19 protein-coding genes and 1 riboswitch are annotated in these 22,167 nt (G+C 64.2%); of the genes, 3 read left to right on the forward strand and 16 right to left on the reverse strand.

Features of this window, described 5'->3' with window-relative positions; genetic code table 11:
* Nucleotides 1–29: 29 nt before the first annotated feature.
* Both ACQ4OD_RS15410 and ACQ4OD_RS15415 read right to left on the reverse strand, forming a co-directional pair.
* Nucleotides 30–1,274 carry a saccharopine dehydrogenase family protein gene (locus tag ACQ4OD_RS15410; protein WP_038705903.1) on the reverse strand — a complete coding sequence of 415 codons (1,245 nt, stop codon included), beginning with the start codon at nt 1,272–1,274 and terminating at the stop codon, nt 30–32.
* Between the two features lie 30 nt (nt 1,275–1,304).
* Nucleotides 1,305–2,402 carry a carboxynorspermidine decarboxylase gene (locus ACQ4OD_RS15415; protein ID WP_139670202.1) on the reverse strand — a complete coding sequence of 366 codons (1,098 nt, stop codon included), beginning with the start codon at nt 2,400–2,402 and terminating at the stop codon, nt 1,305–1,307.
* Between the two features lie 480 nt (nt 2,403–2,882).
* On the opposite strand from ACQ4OD_RS15415, the gene katG reads away from it, so the two are divergent.
* On the forward strand, nt 2,883–5,129 hold the full coding sequence (katG, locus tag ACQ4OD_RS15420; RefSeq protein WP_430944536.1) for a catalase/peroxidase HPI: 2,247 nt from the start codon (nt 2,883–2,885) through the stop codon (nt 5,127–5,129).
* Between the two features lie 56 nt (nt 5,130–5,185).
* Here katG and ACQ4OD_RS15425 read toward each other — a convergent pair whose 3' ends face one another.
* The 7 genes from ACQ4OD_RS15425 to ACQ4OD_RS15455 form a co-directional block, all read right to left on the reverse strand.
* Nucleotides 5,186–6,820 carry a hypothetical protein gene (locus ACQ4OD_RS15425; protein ID WP_430944537.1) on the reverse strand — a complete coding sequence of 545 codons (1,635 nt, stop codon included), beginning with the start codon at nt 6,818–6,820 and terminating at the stop codon, nt 5,186–5,188.
* 142 nt (nt 6,821–6,962) lie between these two features.
* Entirely contained in the window at nt 6,963–8,309 is a 1,347-nt protein-coding gene (locus ACQ4OD_RS15430; protein ID WP_258598191.1) for an MFS transporter, read from the reverse strand.
* A gap of 149 nt (nt 8,310–8,458) precedes the next feature.
* Entirely contained in the window at nt 8,459–8,905 is a 447-nt protein-coding gene (locus ACQ4OD_RS15435) for a hypothetical protein (protein WP_102683734.1), read from the reverse strand.
* A 104-nt stretch (nt 8,906–9,009) separates the two neighbouring features.
* The gene (locus tag ACQ4OD_RS15440) at nt 9,010–9,789 is read right to left on the reverse strand and encodes a DNA/RNA non-specific endonuclease (protein WP_430944538.1); all 780 of its coding nucleotides are present in this window, start codon (nt 9,787–9,789) and stop codon (nt 9,010–9,012) included.
* 84 nt (nt 9,790–9,873) lie between these two features.
* Nucleotides 9,874–11,448: a sensor domain-containing diguanylate cyclase gene (locus ACQ4OD_RS15445; protein ID WP_430944539.1), complete on the reverse strand. Its 1,575-nt coding sequence runs from the start codon at nt 11,446–11,448 to the stop codon at nt 9,874–9,876.
* Nucleotides 11,449–11,615: 167 nt separating this feature from the next.
* On the reverse strand, nt 11,616–12,095 hold the full coding sequence (locus tag ACQ4OD_RS15450; RefSeq protein WP_198755226.1) for a hypothetical protein: 480 nt from the start codon (nt 12,093–12,095) through the stop codon (nt 11,616–11,618).
* Between the two features lie 56 nt (nt 12,096–12,151).
* Nucleotides 12,152–12,307 carry a hypothetical protein gene (locus ACQ4OD_RS15455; RefSeq protein ID WP_177486017.1) on the reverse strand — a complete coding sequence of 52 codons (156 nt, stop codon included), beginning with the start codon at nt 12,305–12,307 and terminating at the stop codon, nt 12,152–12,154.
* A gap of 276 nt (nt 12,308–12,583) precedes the next feature.
* Here ACQ4OD_RS15455 and ACQ4OD_RS15460 point away from each other — a divergent pair, with 276 nt between their 5' ends.
* Together ACQ4OD_RS15460 and ACQ4OD_RS15465 are read left to right on the forward strand one after the other, a co-directional pair.
* Nucleotides 12,584–13,018: a bleomycin resistance protein gene (locus ACQ4OD_RS15460; RefSeq protein ID WP_139670216.1), complete on the forward strand. Its 435-nt coding sequence runs from the start codon at nt 12,584–12,586 to the stop codon at nt 13,016–13,018.
* A 137-nt stretch (nt 13,019–13,155) separates the two neighbouring features.
* Entirely contained in the window at nt 13,156–13,476 is a 321-nt protein-coding gene (locus ACQ4OD_RS15465; protein WP_430944540.1) for a hypothetical protein, read from the forward strand.
* A gap of 111 nt (nt 13,477–13,587) precedes the next feature.
* Here ACQ4OD_RS15465 and ACQ4OD_RS15470 read toward each other — a convergent pair whose 3' ends face one another.
* From ACQ4OD_RS15470 to ACQ4OD_RS15500, 7 genes are all read right to left on the reverse strand, one after another.
* On the reverse strand, nt 13,588–14,373 hold the full coding sequence (locus ACQ4OD_RS15470; protein WP_430944541.1) for an ABC transporter ATP-binding protein: 786 nt from the start codon (nt 14,371–14,373) through the stop codon (nt 13,588–13,590).
* Nucleotides 14,370–15,386: a FecCD family ABC transporter permease gene (locus ACQ4OD_RS15475; RefSeq protein ID WP_430944542.1), complete on the reverse strand. Its 1,017-nt coding sequence runs from the start codon at nt 15,384–15,386 to the stop codon at nt 14,370–14,372. The genes ACQ4OD_RS15470 and ACQ4OD_RS15475 overlap by 4 nt, the downstream gene beginning before the upstream one ends.
* The gene (locus ACQ4OD_RS15480; protein ID WP_110701687.1) at nt 15,383–16,396 is read right to left on the reverse strand and encodes an ABC transporter substrate-binding protein; all 1,014 of its coding nucleotides are present in this window, start codon (nt 16,394–16,396) and stop codon (nt 15,383–15,385) included. The genes ACQ4OD_RS15475 and ACQ4OD_RS15480 overlap by 4 nt, the downstream gene beginning before the upstream one ends.
* A gap of 109 nt (nt 16,397–16,505) precedes the next feature.
* A riboswitch (cobalamin riboswitch) is annotated at nt 16,506–16,703 on the reverse strand.
* A 27-nt stretch (nt 16,704–16,730) separates the two neighbouring features.
* Nucleotides 16,731–17,891 (reverse strand): DUF1624 domain-containing protein, encoded by a 1,161-nt coding sequence (locus ACQ4OD_RS15485; RefSeq protein ID WP_430944543.1) that lies wholly within the window; start codon nt 17,889–17,891, stop codon nt 16,731–16,733.
* A gap of 183 nt (nt 17,892–18,074) precedes the next feature.
* Nucleotides 18,075–19,049: a PDR/VanB family oxidoreductase gene (locus ACQ4OD_RS15490; RefSeq protein WP_430944544.1), complete on the reverse strand. Its 975-nt coding sequence runs from the start codon at nt 19,047–19,049 to the stop codon at nt 18,075–18,077.
* Nucleotides 19,050–19,112: 63 nt separating this feature from the next.
* A complete protein-coding gene (locus tag ACQ4OD_RS15495; RefSeq protein WP_430944545.1) occupies nt 19,113–20,234 on the reverse strand; it encodes an aromatic ring-hydroxylating oxygenase subunit alpha in 1,122 nt (373 codons plus the stop codon).
* 101 nt (nt 20,235–20,335) lie between these two features.
* Nucleotides 20,336–21,934 (reverse strand): BCCT family transporter, encoded by a 1,599-nt coding sequence (locus ACQ4OD_RS15500; RefSeq protein ID WP_258598175.1) that lies wholly within the window; start codon nt 21,932–21,934, stop codon nt 20,336–20,338.
* Between the last annotated feature and the right edge of the window lie 233 nt (nt 21,935–22,167).

Genomic DNA, 22,167 nt, shown 5'->3' on the forward strand with positions numbered 1-22,167 from the left:
CGCCATCTGGCGCCCCTTCATCGTGCAGCTTAGGCTTCAGCGTCCCATGGACGATCGCCTTTTTCATCCTTGACGCGGGTCGGCAGGCCCATCACGTCCAGCGCCTTGAGGAACGGCTCGGCCGGCAGCTCCTCGACGTTGACCATGCGCCCGGCATCCCACTGGCCACGGGCAACCAGCAGCGCGGCGGCTACCGGAGGCACGCCTGCGGTGTAGGAAATACCCTGGCTGTCGGTCTCGGCGTAGGCTTCTTCGTGGTCGGCCACGTTGTAGATGAACACCTCGCGCGGCTGGCCGTCCTTGGTGCCCTTGACCAGGTCACCGATGCAGGTCTTGCCGGTGTAGCCCGGGGCCAGCGAGGCCGGATCCGGCAGCACGGCCTTGACCACTTTCAGCGGCACCACTTCCAGGCCTTCGGCGGTCTTCACCGGTTGCTCGCTGAGCAGGCCGAGGTTCTTCAGCACGGTGAACACATTGATGTAGTGCTCGCCGAAGCTCATCCAGAAACGCACGTTCGGCACGTTCAGGTTCTTCGAGATCGAGTGCACTTCGTCGTGGCCGGTCAGGTACAGGTTCTGCGAACCCACTACCGGCAGATCGTCGGTGCGCTTGACCTCGAACATGGTGTTGCTGGTCCACTGGCTGTTCTGCCAGCTCCAGACTTGCCCGGTGAACTCGCGGAAGTTGATTTCCGGGTCGAAGTTGGTGGCGAAGTACTTGCCGTGGGAACCGGCATTCACGTCCAGGATGTCGATCGAGTCGATCTGGTCGAAGTACTGCTGCTGCGCGAGTTTCGCGTAGCTGTTCACCACACCCGGGTCGAAGCCGACGCCGAGAATGGCGGTAATGTTCTTTTGTTGGCACTCTTCGAGGTGTTTCCACTCGTAGTTGCCGTACCACGGCGGGGTCTCGCAGATCTTGCCCGGCTCTTCGTGGATGGCGGTGTCAAGATAAGCGACACCGGTATCGATGCAGGCGCGCAGCACCGACATGTTGAGGAAGGCGGAGCCAACGTTGATCACGATCTGCGATTCGGTCTCGCGGATCAGTGCCTTGGTCGCCTCGACATCGAGGGCGTTGAGCGAGAAGGCCTGGATGTCGGCGGGTACCTTGAGGCTACCCTTGGCCTTGACGCTGTCGATGATGGCCTGGCATTTGGAGATGTTCCGTGACGCAATCGCAATACGACCCAGTTCGTCGTTATGCTGTGCGCACTTGTGGGCCACCACCTTGGCGACACCTCCTGCACCAATGATAAGAACGTTCTTCTTCAATTCAGCTGCTCTCCTTCATGAAAGCCTGTCTTACGACAGGCTCGAAACGTAGTCTTCGAAACCGAACTCGCGCACCACTTCGACGCTGCCGTCGAGTTGCTTGACCGCGATGGATGGCATTTTCAGACCGTTGAACCAGTTTTTCTTGACCATGGTGTAGCCCGCCGTGTCGACGAACGACAGCCGATCACCGATGGCCAGTGGCTTGTCGAATTGGTACTCGCCGAAGATGTCGCCGGCCAGGCACGACTTGCCACAGACCATGTAGGTGTGCGCGCCGTCGTTGGGGGCCATCTTGGCGTTGAGGCGGTAGATCAGCAGGTCGAGCAGGTGCGCTTCGATGGAGCTGTCGACCACGGCCAGGTGCTTGCCGTTGTACAGGGTGTCGAGCACGGTCACTTCCAGCGAGGCGCTGTTGGTGATGGCCGCTTCGCCCGGCTCCAGGTACACCTGTACGCCGTAGGTTTGCGAGAACTGCTTCAGGCGCGCGCAGAAGGCGTCCACCGCGTAGTCCTCGCCGGTGAAGTGGATGCCGCCGCCGAGGCTGACCCACTCGACCTTGTGCAGCAGATGGCCGAAGCGCTCCTCGATGTGCGTAAGCATCTTGTCGAACAGGCTGAAGTCGCCGTTCTCGCAGTTGTTGTGGAACATGAAGCCGGAGATCTTCTCGATCACCTTCTCGATCTTCTCTGGATCCCACTCGCCGAGGCGGCTGAACGGGCGCGCCGGGTCGGCCAGCAGGTAGTCGGAGCTGCTCACCTGCGGGTTGACGCGCAGCCCGCGCACCTTGCCTTCGGACTGCTCGGCAAAGCGCTCGAGCTGGCCGATGGAGTTGAAGATGATCTTGTCGCAGTTCTCGAGCATCTCTTCGACTTCGTCGTCGGCCCAGGCCACGCTGTAGGCATGGGTTTCGCCGGCGAACTTCTGGCGGCCGAGCTTGAGCTCGAACAGCGAAGACGAGGTGGTGCCGTCCATGTACTGCTGCATCAGGTCGAATACCGACCAGGTAGCGAAACACTTGAGGGCAAGCAGTGCCTTGGCACCGGAGTGTTCGCGCACGTAGGCGATCTTCTCCATGTTGCTCAGCAGCTTGGTTTTGTCGATGAGGTAGTACGGCGTCTTGATCATTTAAAGGCCCCCGGCCAGGCCGGCCAAAAAAAGGACACGCATTGTGCCTTCACTTGCCGCGGTACGAAAGGGCGTGAGGCGCATTTCGTCCGAGTTGTCCACGCACTTGGCCAGGCAAGTGCCATCAGGCCCGTGACTGCGCCGTCCCTGGCGCGGGGTCGGCCGCTATCGCGAAGGACGGCCGAATGTGCTTTTGCATCGGGGCGAGCCCAGTTGAACAGATCAATGTGACGATCCTGATCTGCCGGCGCCACAGGCTGACAGAGCCAGGCTATCACCCCCCAATATCGCCTCTATTAGACCTCTGCCCAGGCTCGGCTAGTCTTTCTGCTGGTTCCGTGAAAAGCCGGTGCACAGGTGTGCCCGGCCATAACCGATGAGGGGCAGGCGCGCTTGGCGAACGCCTGATCCAACACCTGGCAGCGCAATTACAAGAACGCCCGGAAATCTGAATTGAACCGACCCTAAAGGTAGAAGCAGATGGCGAACGAATCGAAATGCCCGTTCCACCAGACCGCCGGTGGCGGCACCAGCAACCGTGACTGGTGGCCTGACCAGCTCAACCTGAAGATCCTCCACCAGCACTCCAGCAAGTCCGACCCCATGGACCCGGACTTCGACTACGCCAAGGCGTTCAAGAGCCTCGACTTCCAGGCCTTGAAAAAAGACCTGAGCGCCTTGATGACCGACTCCCAGGACTGGTGGCCGGCCGACTTCGGCCACTATGGCCCATTGTTCATCCGCATGGCCTGGCACAGCGCCGGTACCTATCGCATCGGCGATGGCCGTGGCGGCGCCGGCTCCGGCCAGCAGCGCTTCGCCCCGCTCAACAGCTGGCCGGACAACGTCAGCCTGGACAAGGCCCGGCGCCTGTTGTGGCCGATCAAGCAGAAGTACGGCAACAAGATCTCCTGGGCGGACCTGATCGTGCTTACCGGCAACGTCGCCCTCGAATCCATGGGCTTCAAGACCTTCGGTTTTTCCGGTGGCCGCGCCGATGTGTGGGAGCCCGACGAGGACGTGTACTGGGGCTCGGAGAAGGTCTGGCTGGGTGGTGACACCCGTTACGGCAAGGAACAGGTCAAGGCCCAGCCGCCCGGCCAGGGTGACCTGGTGGCCGAGCCCGCCAAGCATGGCGAGGAGCAGAACCGTGACCTGTCTGCCGAGCGCAACCTGGAAAACCCGTTGGCCGCCGTGCAGATGGGCCTGATCTACGTCAACCCGGAGGGCCCGGAAGGCGAGCCCGATCCGGTGAAATCCGGCAAGGACATTCGCGAGACCTTTGGCCGCATGGCCATGAACGATGAAGAGACGGTGGCGCTGATCGCCGGCGGCCATGCCTTCGGCAAGACCCACGGCGCCGGCCCCGCCGACAATGTCGGCGCCGAGCCGGAAGCCGCGGGCCTCGAGCTGCAGGGCCTGGGCTGGAGCAACAAGTTCGGTACCGGCAAGGGTGGCGACACGATCACCAGCGGCCTGGAAGTGACCTGGACCTCGACCCCGACTCAGTGGAGCAACGAGTACCTGAACAACCTGTTCAACTTCGAGTGGGAACTGACCAAGAGCCCGGCTGGCGCCCACCAGTGGCGGCCGAAGGATGGCAAGGGCGCGGGGACCGTGCCTGATGCCCATGATCCCGGCAAGAAGCACGCGCCGTCGATGCTCACCTCTGACCTGGCGCTGCGCTTCGACCCGATCTATGAGCCCATCGCCCGGCGCTTCAAGGACAACCCCGACCAGCTCGCCGATGCCTTCGCCCGTGCCTGGTACAAGCTGATCCACCGCGACATGGGCCCGCTGGCACGCTACCTCGGGCCGGAAATGCCCAACGAGGAGCTGCTGTGGCAGGACCCGCTGCCCAAGGCAGGGCCTCAACCCAGCGACGCCGATATCGCCGCGCTCAAGGCCAAGGTGCTGGCTTCTGGGCTGAGTGTCGGCGAACTGGTGTCCGCCGCCTGGGCCTCGGCCTCGACCTTCCGCGGTTCCGACAAGCGCGGCGGCGCCAACGGCGGCCGCCTGCGCCTGGCGCCGCAGAACGGTTGGACGGCGAACCAGGGGCTGGACAAGGTGCTGGCGGCGCTGGAGAAGATCCGCAACGAGGGCGGGAACACGATCTCCCTGGCCGATCTGATCGTGCTGGCCGGCAGCGCGGCGGTGGAAAAAGCCGCCAAGGATGCCGGGCACAACATCAGCGTGCCGTTCCATCCGGGGCGCGTGGATGCCTCGCAGGAGCAGACCGATGTCGAGTCGTTCGCGGTGCTTGAGCCTCTGGCCGACGGTTTCCGCAACTTCAGCAAGGCGCGCTACAGCGTCAAGGCCGAGAAATTGCTGCTGGACAAGGCCCAGTTGCTGACGCTCACCGCACCGGAGCTGACCGTGCTGATCGGCGGCCTGCGGGTGCTTGGCGCCAACCATGGCGGCAGCAAGGAGGGTGTGTTCACCGACAGGGTCGGCGTGCTCAGCAACGACTTCTTCCGCAACCTGCTGGACATGGGCGTGGAGTGGAAACCGACTTCGGCGGACAACGAAGCGTTCGAGGGCCGTGACCGCAAGACCGGCCAGGTGAAATGGACCGCCAGCCGGGTCGACCTGGTGTTCGGCTCCCATGCGCAGCTGCGTGCCGTGAGCGAGGTGTATGGCAGCAGCGATGCCAGGGAGAAGTTCGTCAAGGACTTCGTCGCGGCGTGGGTGAAGGTGATGGAGCTGGACAGGTTCGATTTGCCTTGATTCCCGAAGGTCAGGGGGCGCTATGCGCCCCCCTTTTCACCCTTGGGTAATAGCGTTCAACCCGCAGCGGCTTGCGGTTCGTCGGGTGTCGGGTCCAGTTCGAAGTATTCAGGCGGTACGTCTCCCCAATCGGTGGGGTAGCGTATGACCAGTCGATTGTGTACCGCATCGAATGACATCCCGTCGACGAAGCATTCACTGGCCATGCGGGGGTGTTGCCTGAGCATTCCTGCCAGATTCGCCCTGACCCATTGCAGAAGCTCGATGTGAAGTGTTCTCCAGGTCGATCCATAGTCACTGTCTTCCTTGGAGACCACGAAACCGAGCACGTTGAGGCTATATCCCAGCAGGCGAACGCTATCGAGATCCGGGCATCGCTTGATCGTGTTCAGGAGCTGCTCATGTACGATGGACTGGATCGCTGTACCTGCATCGCTCCTGAGTGCGCAGGAGTTGAGGATGTCCTCCCAGACCAGTTTGGCCTGGATCTTCCTCGCTACGGGGCGTGGCTTGCGTACGCAAGAGGCTGCTTTGATCAGGTCAAGGATGATCTTGGCGATAGTTGTGTGCGGCAGGGGCGCAGGCGCTTTGTGCTTGTCCAGCATTTCGACCATGTCCTCGATCAATTCTCCAAGGGCCTGGAGGCGCTGGAAAAGATCGTCGTCGGGCCGTAGTTCCTGAACTGACAGATCCGCATTCAGATCTGCATACATCCCGCGAATATTTAGATATGCCCAATGCAGCGAATTGGGATTCATCGTGCAGGGCCCCTTCACATACGTAGCGAACGCTTCCCGGACCAGGTGGAGATAAGCGCGCCATTGTTCGAGATCCCATGGGGTTCTGCGCGAAGTGTAGGGAGAGAGCAGCATGCTGATACCGTTGACCATGTTCAGGTCGCCCCACAGTGCCCTGATAACCGGGTAGTCCTTCAAGCCCAGCTCTTCATGTTGCAATTCTACGAACAGGAATGAGTCACGATTGTTGATGGCGGCGGTCAGGACATTTCGTGCCAGGTTTTCTGCTTCGGGACCATACGCCTCCTGTGCGCGGATCTCGTTGAACAAGCTGATGATCAACTTTGGTGCGCTTTCCACGAAAACCTTGCAGAACCTGGGGCTGGCAATGGTGTTGAGTAGCTCACGGGCGCGTGCTGTGGTCTTGAGATTGCCTTTCGGCGCCCGTTCGGCAGCATGGCTGATAATGCTGCTGGATGATCGGATCAGTTCTGCTGCGACAATCGTCAATTCGCCCGTGGACCCACGCTGTAGACGAGACTCGACACTCTTGCCGAACTGTCTGGCATTGCAGTGATTGAAGACTGGAGGTCTCAGGAACGCGACAATCAACCACGTGCTGAATACCGCGAAGAACACCAGGCCCAGCATGAATTGCCAGATTTCGGGAGTGATCGGTCCCTTCAGGGGCATCCACCATTGGCTGTAGCGCCATAGATCAGTAATCAGTACCACTACACCCAGCGCCAGGATGATAGCGATCGAGGTGTCTCGTACCCTGAACCCGGCGGTCTCTATACGAAACTTGTAGCGTACATCGGCAATGGTCCAGACCAGCAGGGTCAGGGCCAGGCCACTGAGCAGTTCGGCGAAACCAAAGAGCTTGGGCGCATTCTTGTCCAGCTGGAAACATTCGAAAGCGATTCCCGCCAGAGTGCAGACATCTGTAGCCATCAGCGCATCCTTTACATGGCATTGACCGACTCACGGCTCAGTGAGCAGGAACAAGACAGGTGGCCCCCATCAGGCCACCGAGGCCACGCATGCTAATGCATGGCCTATCGCCATGTCTTGATGCTGTCGACAGCGCGTGCAATCAGTCCGTCGACATCGCTTTATCGCTATCGGCATGCCGGCGCGCGCCTTCGCTTTCACGGTGTAGTGAAACCTGCGATGTCTCCGGCAACGCCAACCCGCCCACCAACGCCAGCAAGGCAATCACCACCAGGTAGAACGCCGGCGCCAGGCGGCTGCCGCTTTGTTCGATCAACCAGGTCGCCACCAGCGGCGCGGTGCCGCCAAACAGGGTGTAGGCAACGTTGTAGGTGATCGCCGAGGCGGTGTAGCGGCTGCGGGTGGGGAAGCACTCCGACAGCAGCGCGGCGGTGACCACGCCACTCATCAGCGCGCCGATGGCCAGCAGGATCACCCCCAGCAATGCCCCGGTCAGCGACCCCGAACTGGCCAGCCAGTAGGCCGGGAATACCGCCACCATCACCCACAGGCAAGTGAAGCCGATGGTCCGGCGTCGCCCGACACGATCGGAAAAGGCGCCCGCCAGCGGGCAACCGGCGGCGGCGAACAGCAGCGCCACGGTCGAGACCAGGAGCGCCTGGGCGCGGCTCAGGTGGCCGACCGTCTGCAGGTAGGTGGCGAAGTAGGTGGTGAACATGTAGAACGACAGCGCTGTCAGCGATATGAACGCGCCAAGGTTGCGGATGGTGCGGCCATGGTGGCGCAGGGTGTCGCCCAACGGCGAATGGTTGTGGGCCTTGCCTTCGGCGATTGCCTGGCGAAACGCCGGGGTTTCCTCCATGCGCCAGCGCAGGTACAGGCCGACCAGGCCCAGGGGCGCGGCGACGAGGAACGGAATACGCCAACCCCAGGCATTCATCGCCTCGGCAGTGAGGCTCGCCTCCAGGCCATAGGCGATGACCGCCGCGCAGGCGAAGGCGGAGAAGGTCGAGACCGGCACGAAGCTGCCGTAGAACGCCCGTCTGCCCCGTGGCGCGTGCTCCATCAGGTAGGCGCAAGCGCCGGCATATTCACCCCCTGCGGAAAACCCCTGCAGGCAACGGGCAAGGGTGAGCAGCGCCGGGGCCAGCACGCCGATGCTGGCATAGGTCGGCAGCAGGCCGATCAGCGTGGTGGAGCCGGCCATCAGCAGGATGGTCAACGACAGGATGCGCTTGCGCCCGAGGCGGTCGCCCAGCGCGCCGAACACGATGCCGCCCAGCGGGCGCAGGGCGAAGGCCACGGCAAACACGGCGAAGGTCTTGAGCAGGGCGACGCTTTCATCCTCGCTGGCGAAGAACTGGCTGGCGATCAGCGTGGCGAGGAAACCGTAGACGGCGAAGTCGAACCATTCGACGAAGTTGCCAATGGCCGAGGCAGCGATCACCCGCCGCAAGGTGGCGGGTGGGACCTCGTGGGCGATGGACATGGGGTGCTCTCCGGTGGTCTTGGCAGCCTGGACGGATGCGACGCGCTCGGGGCGCGCCGTCGTTGTTCTCGGGCCAGTAGACAAGCGGTAGGGCGAGGGCGCTTTGTCGGGGGCGACATCCGGATGCCTGTTAGCACCGGATGTGGGACTCAGGGCCGCGGCATCGGCAGGCGAGAGATCAGCACAAGGGGGGCGATCACTTCCACCTGGTCGTTCTCGAACAGGCCTTCAGGCACTGGCGGGTAGGTGGTTCTCCAGCATTCGTGCTCGACCAGTTGCTTCAATTGGCTCAAGGAAGATGCCGTGACGCCCAAGGGCAACAGCCGTTCATGGGCAATCGAACTGCGCACGGCCTTGCAGGCGATGGGGCGATTGTTCCGGTCCAGGGTGAGCTTGAGCGTGACTACGCCAACCAGAGTGCCTTGGTTGGCGGCATCGATGCGGTTGATGAGGGCGCTCTGCATGGCCGCCGTGAAACCGGACAGGGCGGCGGCGTCGACTTTCGCGCTGGCCTCGGGGTTCGCGCTGCAGGCCACGAGGGTGAGCAGGCCAAGCGCTGCCAGGGGGGAGAGGGTGAAACGCTGGATCTTCGACACGGCAACGTCCTTGGAGGCAAACACCGGTACCTGCGTGTACCGGTTTGAGAAGGGGCGGTAGCTTAATGTGACTGCGCCTCATTCTTCAGGGGGAAGGCTTCCCCTCACTCACGGTCGCAACGCGCAGGCAGCGGCCAGGTGTGGGGCGGGCGCTGATCTTTCAGCTGCTCGGGCACCTCGATCGGCGGCTCGTCCGGGCCAAGCGCAGTCTCGATCTGGCGAACGCTGCGCAAGTATGGGTCCAGGTCGGTACCGAGTCCGGCCTGGTGCGGGATCCACCAGGCGATGACCTGGCGCTGTCCGTGTTCATCCTCGGTCAGCAGCACCTTCCAGAACGCCTCGGGCGTGGCGATGCCGTGGGACTGGACGAAGGCATCGTTGTCCAGGGCCGCGCCGGCATGGCCGAACACCACGCCACCGATTACCGTCACCGGGCGCAGGTCGCGGTAGCACTCGGTCAGCAGCTCGGTCTGGTACCAGGTGCGGCTGTTGTGCGAGGCCAACTGCGGGACGATATTGCTCATCAGGTTGGAGGCGTCCATCGCCGCCCGGTCGTCGTCGAAATGATTGTTGGCTGCCAGGTGGCCGCGGTGATAGCCCTTGGGTGTCGAGTAGGCCTTGGCCGAGAACTGGCCCATGCAACCCTCGGGCAGGCTGCGATCGATACGGAAGTTATCGACGCGAGGCAGGTGACCCTGGTCCTTGTCGAGGGTGAAGCTGAAACGGTGCGGCTCGCCGCGCTGGCAGTCGTACCAGAGCCGGAAGCGCCCATGGTCGAGCAGGGTCAGCGGCGTGGCGGCAGGCTCGGGAGTTGTTGGGGAGGGCAGGCGGGGCGCGCACGAGGTCAGGCTCAGGGCCAGCAACAGGAACAGCAAACGGCGCATGGCGCGTCTTCCTTGAACAAAAGCGCGGGATGTTACAGCAGTCTGCAGGAGGCCGGCCTTTTTCCGGCCTGTGCTGGCGAAGTGTCAGGCCTGGCTGTCGATGCACACGCGGTTGCGCCCCTTCTGCTTGGCCCGGTACAGCGCCTGGTCAGCTTTGCGCAGGGTATCGCCAGGCTCGTCACCCGTCAGGGGCTGCCAGCTGGCCACGCCCAGGGACAGGGTAATCCCGCCGATAGGTTCGATAGGGGTGTGCTCCACGGTCAGGCGCAGGTGGCCGGCGATGGCGGTCGCCACCTCCAGGCCCGCGCCCGGCAGGAGCATCAGGAACTCCTCGCCACCGGTGCGGCACAGCAGGTCGCCCTCACGGCAGGTACCACGCATCAGGCCTGCCAGCCGCTGCAGGACCAGGTCGCCGATGTCATGGCCGTGGCTGTCGTTGATCCGCTTGAAATGGTCGATGTCCAGTACCACCACGGCGAAGCCGCGTTTCTCGGCCTGCAGCAAACGCAGTGCCTGCTGCAGGCCACGGCGGTTGAGCAGTCCGGTGAGCGGGTCGGTCTGGGCGTCATGGTTGAGTCGGCCGATGCGCTCCTGCAACAGGTTCAGGCCGAACAGCAGGGCGCGTTTGAGCTCCGCAGCCTCGGCGTACCAGGCGCGAACCTGGTGGATGCGCTCGGTGGTCTGCCGCTCGCCCGTGCCCCGGGCGACCGTGGCCAGTTGCCTGAGCGGGTGGGCGATGACTTGCGTCAGCCAACACAGCAGCAGGCAGCCGAACAGGGCCAGCGGCGCGGATATGGCGATGACATTGAGGATCAGGTGGCGCAGCGGTGCCACGGTCTGTTGCAGCGGTTGCTGGGAAACGATGGCCCAGCCGGTGCTGGGCACCGTGGCGAAACCGGCGAGCATTTCCACGCCCTGGCTGTTCACCAGCCGGCGGGTGCCTTGGTCAAGATGGGGGAGTTCGTCGACCAGCGAGTTGTCGCCCACCAGCGTGCCGACCCGCTGGCTGTCGGGGTGGAACAGCAGTCGACGGTTGCGATCAATCACGTAGAGGTAGGCGCCGTTCTGGTAGAAGTGCGTGCCCAGCAGGCTGTTGAGCAAGTTGCGTTCGCGCAGGTACAGGCTGCCGCCGATATAGCCCTGGTAGCGTCCGTCGGCGTCGAAGATCGGCTGCGACATGATCACCAACAGGTTGCCGGCCGCCGACAGGAAGGGCGTGGAAACCAGCGTACGGCGCTCGCGCAAGGCTTCCCGGGACGCGGCCGAGCTGGCCTGGGTACCGGCCAGGTGTTGCAGTGGCGCTGGCGCAAGCGTGCGCACCACACCTTGGGCGCTGACCCGCAAGGTTGAGTTGAACAGGTTGCTTTGCTGTTGCAGGCGGTCGATTTCAGCCTGTACCAGGTTAACGTCATCGGGGTGCCGGGCACATTGGCTGGCGCTGTAGGCCAGTTGCTGCAGGGCGTTGCCCAGGGTGTTCTCGGTCACGGCGGCCACTTTGGCGGCGTAGGCCCGGTTGGCTTCCAGGGCACTGTCGATCAGCAGTTGGCGTTGCACACGGTAGCTGGCGAAGTAACTGGCCAGCAGCATCACCAGCGCGGTGATGGCGCAGAGCGCGAGGATGAGAGTGCGCAGGTCGGGGCGCCGAGCGTGGGGGGGCATGTATCGCAATCCTTGGCCTCATGGGATGCAGCAGGTGCCTCACCTTACGCGCTAGGCGCAAGGTGAACCATGCAGGCGGGCAATTGCAGGGTTGGATTACGCAGGGCGCTCCGGCTTCTCACAGCTATCACGGACTTTGCCGTGATTGATTCCTGTGCCCTACAGGGTCAGGGCGCGTCCTGTTCCAGTGCTCGCAGGTCATCCTCGACCTGCTGCATGCGCGCCTGAGCCAGGGCCTGGACCTGGGGGTCGCTGGCGCTCTCGCGCATCAGCCGGGTGAGCTTCTCGCTCAGGCGCTTGCCCTCGTCGCTCTGGCCCAGTTCCTTGGCTTTGGCCGGGTCGCGGGTGGCCTGGACGATGCTGGCGAATTCGGCGTCGTCGAAGTGCTCCTCGCTGTACAACTTGAACAGGTCCTGGCGCTGATCCTCGACGGTGAGGTGCTTGCGCAGCACCTGCTTGATCTTGTCCTGGGGCACCTGCGCGTGGTTCATGGCCAGCAGCCCGGCCATGCGTTCGATGTTGTGGTCGTAGGCTTCCTGCAAGGGCAGGTTGGCGAGGATCTGTTCCTCGCGGCTGGGCTTCTGGTCGCAGGCGGCGAGGGCGCCGAGCAGGAGCACGGGCAACAGCAGTCGGGTCAGGCGGGACATGGGGCAGCCTTGGGCACGTTAAGGCCTGCGAGTTTACTGCAAACCCATGCGCAAATTCAGCGTTGCAACGGATTGCGCAGGCGCACCCAGACAATCGCCGGCAGGGCCATCAGCAGCCATTTCAGGTAGCGATTCACTTCAAAGTGCTCGCAGGCGATGCCGATGCTGGTGCAGACCACCACCACCGCCACGAACTGGATCATTCTTTCCATCGGCAGGTTTCCATCATTGCTGAGGCCGGGAGGGCCGCGGCGCGCACTTTAGCAGTGGCGCAGGCGCGCAGGCCAGGATGCCATACGGCGTAACACTTTTACGGCGCTCCATGCGCACCCCACGGTCGCCTTGCTGCTGGGCTGCTTCGATGCCAAAGGCGCCCAGGCCTTGCGGCCCACATCGCATTCGTTTCGTGCTTGCCGGCCACGCTGGTGGAAGCTGGGGTAAGCGTTATCATGTCGTCCGCTTGCCCATACCCCTCAAGGACGACCCGCATGCTACAGCGCAACACAATGGTGCCCGAACTGATCGTCAGCGACCTCGACAGCAGCCTGGATTTCTGGGTGTCGTTGCTGGGCTTCGAGATTGCCTATCAACGCCCGGAGCAGCGTTTCGCCTACCTCGACCTGCACGGCGCGCAGGTGATGCTCGAGCAGCTCGATGCCGATGATCACTGGCTCACCGGGCCGCTGGAAAAGCCCTTCGGGCGGGGAATCAACCTGCAGATCGATGTCGCCGCTGTCGCGCCGCTGCTCGAACGGTTGGAGCGCCAACGCTGGCCGTTGTTCCGGGCATGCGAGGAGGTCTGGTATCGCGCAGATGCCGTCGAAGTGGGGTTGCGCCAGTTCCTGGTCCAGGACCCGGATGGCTACCTGTTGCGGCTGGCGCAGAAACTGGGCGAGCGCCCGGTTGCTTTATCCGCGCGGTAGCCCTTGCTACCGGCCCCAGCAGCCGGCGTCTGACAGGCCATCCCAACCGACACCCGCCATGCTCAACACCGTGTTCATTTCCATTCCCGGCGTATTCGCCTACCGTCTCCTTCCACCCCATCACAAGGAGATCACGCATGCCCGAGCTTGCGTTGTACAAGGTGAAACTGCTGGACGAATTCGAGGCTCGCGAGGACGACTGGAGCTTCGGCCACTTCGAGCGCCGGCTGACCCAGGACAAGCCCGCCGCCAATTATCAGGACGCCAAGGGCATCATCAAGGCTGCCCATCTGGCGAACAACTGGCCGAATACGGTAAAGCGCTATCTGCTGAGCAACTACCGCGCCCACGGTAATATCAGCAGCGAGCTGACCGAAACCTTCATGCACGTGCTGGCCAGCCTGACGCCGCAGGAGATGAAGGCCTGGAAGCTGCCGCAGGTAAACCAATCGGCCTGATCGCCACCAAGTCGACTCCCACGGGATGGCGCATGGCCTCAGGCTGGCGCGGTCGGTGTGGGAGCCGGCTTGCCGGCGATGCGCCGCGTGAGCGGCGCTTTCCATGCCGACTCAGGCACGAAACCGCAGCACCCGCGCCCCATCATACGGATCGACCAGGTAGTGCCCCCGCACCCCAAACGTCCCCAACAACCGCTCCGGCGTCAACACCGCCTCCGGCTTGCCTAGCGCAACCAGCCGCCCTTGATCGAGCACGGCCAATCGGTCGCAAGTCAGTGCCTGGTTAAGATCATGCAGCGCCACCAGCGTCGTCACCGGCAGCGCCTGCACCTGGCGTAGCAAGCCGAGCTGATGCTGGATATCGAGATGGTTGGTCGGCTCGTCCAGCAACAGCACCTGCGGCCGTTGCGCCAGGGCCCGGGCGATATGCACGCGCTGGCGCTCGCCGCCGGACAGCTCGCCCCATAGCCGTCGGCGCAGGTGGCTGGCGTCGGCGTCGGCCAGCGCCTGTTCGACGATGGCGCGGTCATCGTTGCCGAACGGTGCCAGGGCCGAGAGCCAGGGCGTGCGGCCCAGAGCGACGGCGTCGTAGACACTGATGGCGTCCAGGGTGTCGGCCTGTTGCTCGACCAGGGCCAGGCGCTGGGCGATATGCCGGCGCGGCATGCGCTCCAGCGCTTCGCCGAGCAGGCGCACGCTGCCACTGCTGGGCGTGCGCAGGCCGGCGAGCAGCTTGAGCAGGGTGGACTTGCCCGAGCCGTTGGGGCCGACCACGCCGAGGGTTTCGCCGGGCATCACGCTCAGGTCGACCCCCTGCAGCACGTCGCGTCCGCCCAGGCGCAGGCTAAGCCCTTGGCAGGTGAGCGGCGCGTCGGCGATGGCGGTCATCACGCTCATGGGCGCCCCCGACGGCTGATCAGGATCAGCGCGAACACCGGTGCGCCGATCAAGGCCGTGACCACGCCCACCGGGATCACCTGGCCGGTGATCAGGGTGCGCGAGAGGATGTCGGCGATGATCAGGAACAGCGCACCGCCCAGGGCGCTGGCCGGCAGCAGGCGGCTGTGCCCGGGGCCGAGCAGCAGGCGCAGGGCATGGGGGATGACCAGGCCGACGAAGCCGATGGCGCCGACGATGGACACCATCACCGCGGTGACCAGCGCCGCGCAACTGATCAGCAGCAGCTGTGTACGGCGCACCGGTACGCCCAGCGAGGCCGCCGAGTCGGCACCGAAGGTAAAGGCGTCCAGTGCCCGGCGCTGCCACAGGCATATCGCGAGGCCGAACAGGGCGACCGGCACCGCCAGCCACACCGACGGCCAGCGCACGCCGCTGAGGTTGCCCAGCAGCCAGAACAGGATGCCGCGGGCCTGCTCGGCGGTGGCCGACTTGGTGATGAGGAAGGCGGTGAGGGCGTTGAACAGCTGCGATCCGGCGATGCCGGCGAGGATCACCTGGGCGTTGTCATGGCGGCTGCCACTGGCGCGCGATAGCAGCAACACCAGGGCGAACGCCGCCAGCGCGCCGATGAAGGCGCCGGCCGACAGCGACAGCACCGCGCCGCCCAGGCCGAACAGCCCCACCGCCACGGCGCCGGTCGAGGCGCCGGCAGACAGGCCCAGCAGGTACGGCTCGGCCAACGGGTTGCGCAGCAGCGCCTGGAGGATCACCCCACAGGTTGCCAGCCCCGCGCCGCAGGCAGCGGCGACCAGGGTGCGCGGCAGACGGTAGTTCCAGACGATGCCGGCGTCGATCGGGTCGACGGCATGGCCGGCCTGCCACAGCTGGTTGGCCAGCACCTGCCAGATCGCCTCGGCGCCGACACGGGTCTCGCCGATGGCAATCCCGGCAAGCATGGCCAGGCACAGGGAGAGCAGAGCAAAAAGGCTGATGGGCAGCAGGCGGCTCATGGCTGGGGCGCTTTACCGCTGGCGAAGGCGCTGGACAGCACATCCAGGCCGCGGAACAGGCGTATGCCGGCCTGCATGGCGTCGGCATCGAGGACGATGATGCGGCCGTGCTTGACCGCGTCCATATTGCGCGTGACCGGGTCGCTGCGCAGGAAGTCGAGTTTTTTCTGGTAGTCGTCGGCCGGGTAGCGACGGCGGTCCATGCGCGCGACGATCAGCCAGGTGGGGTTGGCCCTGGCCAGGGTTTCCCAGCCTACGGTAGGCCATTCTTCGCTGGATTCGACCACGTTGCGCACGCCGAGGGTCTGCAGCATGTAGTCGGCCACGCCCTGGCGGCCGGCGACATAGGGGTCGGTCTTGAGGTCGGCGCTGGAGAACCAGAACAGCGCACTGGTGTGCGCCAGGTCCTGGCCGGCCAGGCGCTGCCTGGCCTGTTCCAGCTGGCCCTGGAGCTCGGCATTCAGGCGCGCGCCACGCTCCTGCACGTCGAATATCTCGGCCAGCTGACTGACGCTCTTGTAGATGCTCTGCACCTTGAACGGCTGCAGGCGGGTGCCGTCGGCGCCCACCAGGTTGTCCTTGCCCTCGCAGTCCGAGGGCAGCAGGTAGGTGGGGATGCCCAGCTCCTGGAACTGCTCGCGGGTGCCGACCGCGCCCTGGGCGCCGATCATCCACTCGAACTGCGCCGTCACCAGTTGCGGACGTTTGCCGACCACCGCCTCGAAGCTCGGTTCGTTGTCGGCCAGGCGCGGGACCTTGTCGTTCTGCGTCTTGAATTCCGGCAGCACGTTGTTGAACCACAGCGAGGTGCCCGCCAGCCGCTCACCGAGGCCCAGGGCATAGAGCAGCTCGGTGCCGGCCTGGCCGACGGTCACCGCCCGTTGCGGGGCCTGGGTGAAGGTCTGCGGCATGCCGCAGTTGTCGACGGTCAGCGGGTACTGGGTGGCGCTGGCGTGGGCCAGGCCCGACAGGGACAGGCCGGCGAGGAGGGCGGCGAGGCGGTGCGGCATGGTGGGGCGATCTCCTGGGTGGTGCACGGAATGGCCCACGGACAGGCATCGCCCGGCAGCCTGCGCAAGCACGCGGCCAGGGCGGATGACCATCCCGGACACCCCGCCGGTTGGTGAATGCGTGCCGGCAGGTCTCCTGACTGGTGCGTCCAGGCCGGCGCCAGCCTTCCCGGGTCGGCAGACCCAGTGGCGTCGATGGCGCAGGCTCGGCACCTACAGTTGCGGGGGCAGTTCCCTTTGGATCGCCAGTGGCGAGCCCGGGATTCCCTTTTGATTCCGTGTGGAAACCGGCGGGCGGCATGGTAGACCATCGGGCTGTGGGGTGAAAACGCTTTTACAGGTACTTGAGCCAGGCGATATCGCGCCGTCGCGCTTTCAGCCGGGCGAACCAGCGCACCGGCAGGTACAGGACAAGTGGCAGCAGCACGGCGGTCAGCCATACCGCCCCGATGCCATCGAAACCGAAATAGCGGCCCTGGTTCAGGCCAAACAGTGCCACGCAGGCCACGTACAGCAGCTTGAGCGCATACAGGTGCAGCAGGTAGAAGAACATCGGCGCTGCGCCAAACACCGCAAGCGGGCCGATCCAGCGGGCGTCGCCGGCACGCTCGAAGCCGCGCAGCAGGAGCAGGCCGACGCCGAGGGTCAGGGCCAGGAACAGCAACGACGGTGGATATTTGGTGATATTGAAGAAGCTCATCAGCGTCTGTCCGACGCTGGCGTAGAGGCTCCAGGGGGCTTCGCCGTAGCCATTGAGCAGGCGCAGCGCGCCGAACCCCAGCAGCAACGCCACGCCGGCCCATAGCAGGCGCTGTTGGCGCTTGTCGGCGTCGCTGCCCCGGGCGAACCATGGCCCGAGCCCATAACCCAGGGCGATCACGCCGATCCACGGCAACAGCGGGTAGGACGTGCGCAGGCGCAGATGTTCGCCCACCTCCAGCCAACTGCGCTCATGCAGGATCGCCCATGGTACATGCAGCGCCGATTCCGGCCCGAAGTGCAGGCCATCGAGCAGGTTGTGACCGGCGACGATCAGCGCGCCGAGGGCGAGCAGCGCCGGGCGCGGCAGCCACACCAGCAGCGACAGGGCGAGCATGCTCAGGCCGATGGCCCAGATCACCTGCAGGTAGATCACACTCGGTGGCAACTGGAAGGTCCAGGCGAAGTTGACCAGGGTGAATTCCAGCACCACCAGGAACAGACCGCGCTTGAACAGGAACACCGAGACATCGCCACGGCCCTGGTGCTTCTCGCCATACAACCAGGCCGATAGCCCGGTAAGCAGCACGAACACCGGCGCGCAGAGGTGCGCCAGGGTGCGGCTGGCGAACAGGCTGGGTTCGGTGGCGTCGATCGCATCGATGGTCATCGGGTCGCTGACCTGGCGATGCAGGAAGAAGGTTTCGCGCACGTGGTCCAGCAGCATGAACAGGATCACCAGGCCGCGCAGGGCGTCGATGCTTTGCAGGCGTTGGGGGAGTTGGGGGCTGGCCATTGAAAAAAGTCGCAAACAGTGGAAGTAAAATGTTATCTCATAACAATTTTTCAATCCACTGGCCTGCATTTACATCGAGGCGCCTGACGCCATCGCGGCACGCTCGCTCCAGCTCATGCGCTATTCCTGGAGCGGGCCTGCGCCGCGATGGCATCGTTCGCCCCGTTGGGACGCGATCTGACTTCAGAGATCCAGCACCAACCGCGCCGAGCGCGCCCGCGACACGCACAGCATCATGCTCTGCTGCGCGGCCTTTTCCTCGTCGCTGAGGTATTGGTCGAAATGCTCGGCCTCGCCTTCGAGGATCGCCGTCTCGCAGGTGCCGCACACGCCTTCGCGGCACAGGCACTCGACCTTCGCGGCCTTGGACTTCTCGATGGCCTGGAGGATGGTCATGCCTTCCTCGACTTGCAGTTCGGTGCCCGACCGGGCCAGCACCACGGTGAAGGCCGCGCCTGTGGCCGGCGCGGCGGCGGCGAACTGTTCCCAGTGCACCCGCGATTCGGCGATGCCTGCGGCGGCGGCGGTGGCGATCACCGCGTCGATCAGCGGCTTGGGCCCGCACACATAGAGGTGGGCGTCATCGGCCAGGCCCGCGCACAGCGCGGCGAGGTCGAGCTTGCGCTCCAGGCTGTCGATGTAGAACCGCGTGTTGCCGGCATGCGGGCCTTGTTCCAGGTCGCCCTGGAAGGCGCCGTGTTCCGGGGCGCGGAAGGCGTAGTGCAGCTCGTAGGGAGTGGCGCCACCTTCCAGCTCGTGCAGCTGCGCCAGGAACGGGGTAATGCCGATGCCACCGGCGATCAGCACATGGCGCCCGGCATCGGCGTCCAGGGCGAACAGGTTGTTGGGGGTGGAGATGGTCAGCTCGCTGCCCACCGCGACCTGGTTGTGCATGAACGCCGAACCGCCCTTGGACTGCTCCTCGAGCCGCACGCCGATCTGGTAGCTGTGCAATTGACGCGGGTCGCTCATCAGCGAGTAGGCATTGCTGAACTGGCCGCCGCAGGGCGACTGCATCTGCACGATTACGTGGCTGCCGCCGCTGAAGGCGGGCAGGGGGCCGCCGTCGGCGCGGGCCAGGGTGAAGCGCTTGATCTGCGGCGTGGCCTGTTCCACACCGGTCACGCGCACCTTGAACATTTCGTATTGCTTGGCCATGGCGTACCTCGACAACAAAGCCCCGCGCCAGGCCCTGGCGCGAGGCGGGGAGCTGGCGTGTGTTCAGTCGTCCAGGTGGGCGACCGCGATCAGGTTGTGGAAGTGGGCGATGCCGTGCTCGCTGACACCGCTGCGCTGGGCGTCGACCATGATCCGGCCCTGGCCACGGTAGCCGCGGGACTTCAGGCCTTTCTGCACGCTCTCGACCAGGCGCAGGTCCTCGGGACGGAACACTTCGCGGTACCAGTCGATCAGCTTGTGCTGCTCTTCGCTGAGCTCCTTGTTGAGGAAGTAGATGTCGTAGTGCTGCAGGGTGGTCTCGGCATTGACCGGGAACTCGTAGATCACGGTCATGAAGTTGGCCCCTGGCGGTACGTTGAACATGGTGCACGGCCAGGCCCAGAAGCCGGCGAAGGACGGGTCTTTCACCGACTCGTCGAAGGTGAATGACTGCTCCGACGGTTTGGCCAGGCCATATTGCAGGGTCCAGTTGCCGTGCAGGCTGTGGCTGTACTGGCCGACGTCCACCGAATCGGAGAAGCCAGGGTGGGCCGGGGCGCAGTGGTAGCACTCCAGGTAGTTGTCGACGATGGATTTCCAGTTGGCCGGAGTGTCGCTGACGAAGCGCGCGGCCAGGTGCAGGTCGTCGATCACCGCGCAGGCTTCGCGCATGCGCTTCTGCATGCCCGGCAGCTGGTCTTCGACGGAGCCTGCGTCGTTGTCCATGTTGATGAAGATGAAACCGGCGTATTCCTCCACGCGCAGCTGCACCAGGGTGGAATTGCCTTTGTCGAAGTTGGCCACGTTCTCGCAGTTGCGCGCATGGGCCAGCTCGCCGTCGAGCTTGAAGGTCCAGGCGTGATACGGGCAGGTGATCACATTCTTGGCCTTGCCGCTGCCTTCGAGCAGTTGATGGCCACGGTGCGGGCAGACGTTGTAGAAGGCCCGCAGCACGTCGTCGCGGCCACGCACGACGATGATGCTCTCGCCGATCACCTGACGGGTGATGTAGGCGTTCTTTTCGGCGACTTCGCTGCGGTGGCCGACGCAGATCCAACTGCGGGCGAAGATCGCTTCCTTCTCGTGTTCGAAGACGGCGGCCTGGGTGTAGAACTTGGCCGGGAGGGTGAAGGCCTCCTCGGGGTTGGCGCAGAAGTCGGCGGGCAGGCGTTTGAAATCGTTCATGGCTCTATCTCGGTTCTTATTGGTTAACGCGTATCTGTTGGTTAACAATCTGGGCAAAAAAATTTGCCAAATGGGGGGGCAAGCCGCCCCCACCTTGTATTTCAGTGCACCACGGCAGCGCTACGCGGTGCCTGCGGCTGCGGTTCCTCACCCGCCAGGCGGGTGGCCTCTTCCTCGATGCGGTAGGCCGGCACCTGGCCGTAATCGGCCACCAGCCACTTGAAGAACCCGTAGATCTTCACCAGCAGGATCAGCATGAACGGGATCGCGGTAAGCACCACGGCGGTCTTCATGGTCGACAGCGAGGCCTTGGCGAAGAGCATGGCCAGTGGCACCAGGGTCAGCACCACGCACCAGAACAGGCGCAGGGTGGGGCTTGGGTCTTCACCTTCGCGCAGGTTGCGGGTGCTGGTGGCGGCCACGGCGTAGGCGGCGGCGTCCATGTGCGAGGCGCAGAACACCGCCATGATGAACAGGTACGCGGCGAGGAACAGCGTGCCCCAGGGCAGGGCCAGCAGCAGGTCGGTCACCGCGGCTTCGCCGCCCAGCGTGCCGAGCAGCTTGGGTACGTCGATCTGACCGTTGATGAACTGGTGCATGCTGTAGCTTTCCAGCGCGCCGAAGAAGAACCAGCAACCGAAGCTGCCGCCCAGCAGCAGGGCGAACACCACTTCCTTGATCAGTCGGCCACGGGATACGCGGGCGACGAACATCGCCACGCCAGGGGCGTAGGACACCCACCACAGCCAGTAGAACACCGTCCAGTTGCGGGTGAAGGCGCCGTCGCCGGCCGGGTCGGTGAACAGGCTCATCTGCACGTAATGTTGCAGCATCAGGCCGATGGAATTGGCGGTGTTGTTCAGGGTGAACTGGGTCGGCCCCACCAGCAGGACGATGGCGGCGAATACCAGGGCGCCGATGCAGACCATCTTCGACAGGCGCTGCAGGCCGCCGTCGATGCCGATGTACGAGCTCAGCGAGAACAGCAGCGCCACCGCGCCGATCACCAGCAACTGCACGGTGAAGGTGTTGGGGGTACCGGCCAGGTCGGCAAGGCCGCGGGTCAGGGTCGAGGCGGTGAGCGCCAGCGACACGGTCAGCGCGCCCATCATGGTCAGCAGGAAGATCAGGTCGACGGCGCGGCCGACCGGGCCGGTGGCCTTGAAGCCGGTGACCGCCTCGATGATCGAGGCCAGGTTGAGGCCGCTCTTCTTGCGCACATGGAAGTGATAGGCCATGGCCAGCGAGGCCAGGGCGTAGATCGACCAGGCACTGATGCCCCAGTGGAAGAACGAGTAGCTGACGCTGTATTCCAGAGCCTTGGCCGACATCGGCGCGATGTTCAGGCCTGGGGTCTGGTAGTAGTAGGCCCATTCCATCACGCCCCAGTACAGGGTCGAGGAACCCATGCCGGCGCAGATGAACATGAACACCCAGGTAGCGGTGGAGTACTCGGGCTTGCCGGCACCCAGGCGGATGTTGCCGTATTTGCTGAAGGCCAGGTACAGCACGGCCAGGGAACTGCCGAACACCAGTACCTGGACGCTGGTGCCGAAGGTGCGGGTGGCCACTTCGAACAGCTGGTTGGCCAGGTTTTCGGCCTGGGCAGGGAAGGCGGCAAGGCCGATCACGGTGAGCAGCACGGCAAACAGGCTCACGGCGATCAGGAACACGTCGATCTTTTTGTTATTGGGGGACATCAATTGTCTCCTGGAGCATTTTTTTTGTAGTAGGCGTCAGGCGTTGGGGAAGTCCGTATCGAGGTTCTGTGTTTCCTTTCTGTTAACTAATAGATAACAAGTATCTTATGGTTGACAGATTCTGCATTGAATCGAAGTGGGTGGCAATAGGATCGTCGGACAATCCGGATGATTGGGTGGGCTGTCGCTATCGCGGGGCAAGCCCGCTCCCACGCAAAGACGTGTTTCTACTT

Source organism: Pseudomonas sp. WC1 (genome assembly GCF_050586565.1).
Lineage (GTDB): Bacteria > Pseudomonadota > Gammaproteobacteria > Pseudomonadales > Pseudomonadaceae > Aquipseudomonas.

What these genes read in the sequence shown, in the direction of transcription:
- ACQ4OD_RS15415 (WP_139670202.1), bottom strand. Translation starts at nt 2,402, where the DNA reads ATGATCAAGACGCCGTACTACCTCATCGACAAAACCAAGCTGCTGAGC.
- katG (WP_430944536.1), top strand. Translation starts at nt 2,883, where the DNA reads ATGGCGAACGAATCGAAATGCCCGTTCCACCAGACCGCCGGTGGCGGC.
- ACQ4OD_RS15425 (WP_430944537.1), bottom strand. Translation starts at nt 6,820, where the DNA reads ATGGCTACAGATGTCTGCACTCTGGCGGGAATCGCTTTCGAATGTTTC.
- ACQ4OD_RS15430 (WP_258598191.1), bottom strand. Translation starts at nt 8,309, where the DNA reads ATGTCCATCGCCCACGAGGTCCCACCCGCCACCTTGCGGCGGGTGATC.
- ACQ4OD_RS15440 (WP_430944538.1), bottom strand. Translation starts at nt 9,789, where the DNA reads ATGCGCCGTTTGCTGTTCCTGTTGCTGGCCCTGAGCCTGACCTCGTGC.
- ACQ4OD_RS15445 (WP_430944539.1), bottom strand. Translation starts at nt 11,448, where the DNA reads ATGCCCCCCCACGCTCGGCGCCCCGACCTGCGCACTCTCATCCTCGCG.
- ACQ4OD_RS15450 (WP_198755226.1), bottom strand. Translation starts at nt 12,095, where the DNA reads ATGTCCCGCCTGACCCGACTGCTGTTGCCCGTGCTCCTGCTCGGCGCC.
- ACQ4OD_RS15455 (WP_177486017.1), bottom strand. Translation starts at nt 12,307, where the DNA reads ATGGAAAGAATGATCCAGTTCGTGGCGGTGGTGGTGGTCTGCACCAGC.
- ACQ4OD_RS15460 (WP_139670216.1), top strand. Translation starts at nt 12,584, where the DNA reads ATGCTACAGCGCAACACAATGGTGCCCGAACTGATCGTCAGCGACCTC.
- ACQ4OD_RS15465 (WP_430944540.1), top strand. Translation starts at nt 13,156, where the DNA reads ATGCCCGAGCTTGCGTTGTACAAGGTGAAACTGCTGGACGAATTCGAG.
- ACQ4OD_RS15470 (WP_430944541.1), bottom strand. Translation starts at nt 14,373, where the DNA reads ATGAGCGTGATGACCGCCATCGCCGACGCGCCGCTCACCTGCCAAGGG.
- ACQ4OD_RS15475 (WP_430944542.1), bottom strand. Translation starts at nt 15,386, where the DNA reads ATGAGCCGCCTGCTGCCCATCAGCCTTTTTGCTCTGCTCTCCCTGTGC.
- ACQ4OD_RS15480 (WP_110701687.1), bottom strand. Translation starts at nt 16,396, where the DNA reads ATGCCGCACCGCCTCGCCGCCCTCCTCGCCGGCCTGTCCCTGTCGGGC.
- ACQ4OD_RS15485 (WP_430944543.1), bottom strand. Translation starts at nt 17,891, where the DNA reads ATGGCCAGCCCCCAACTCCCCCAACGCCTGCAAAGCATCGACGCCCTG.
- ACQ4OD_RS15490 (WP_430944544.1), bottom strand. Translation starts at nt 19,049, where the DNA reads ATGGCCAAGCAATACGAAATGTTCAAGGTGCGCGTGACCGGTGTGGAA.
- ACQ4OD_RS15495 (WP_430944545.1), bottom strand. Translation starts at nt 20,234, where the DNA reads ATGAACGATTTCAAACGCCTGCCCGCCGACTTCTGCGCCAACCCCGAG.
- ACQ4OD_RS15500 (WP_258598175.1), bottom strand. Translation starts at nt 21,934, where the DNA reads ATGTCCCCCAATAACAAAAAGATCGACGTGTTCCTGATCGCCGTGAGC.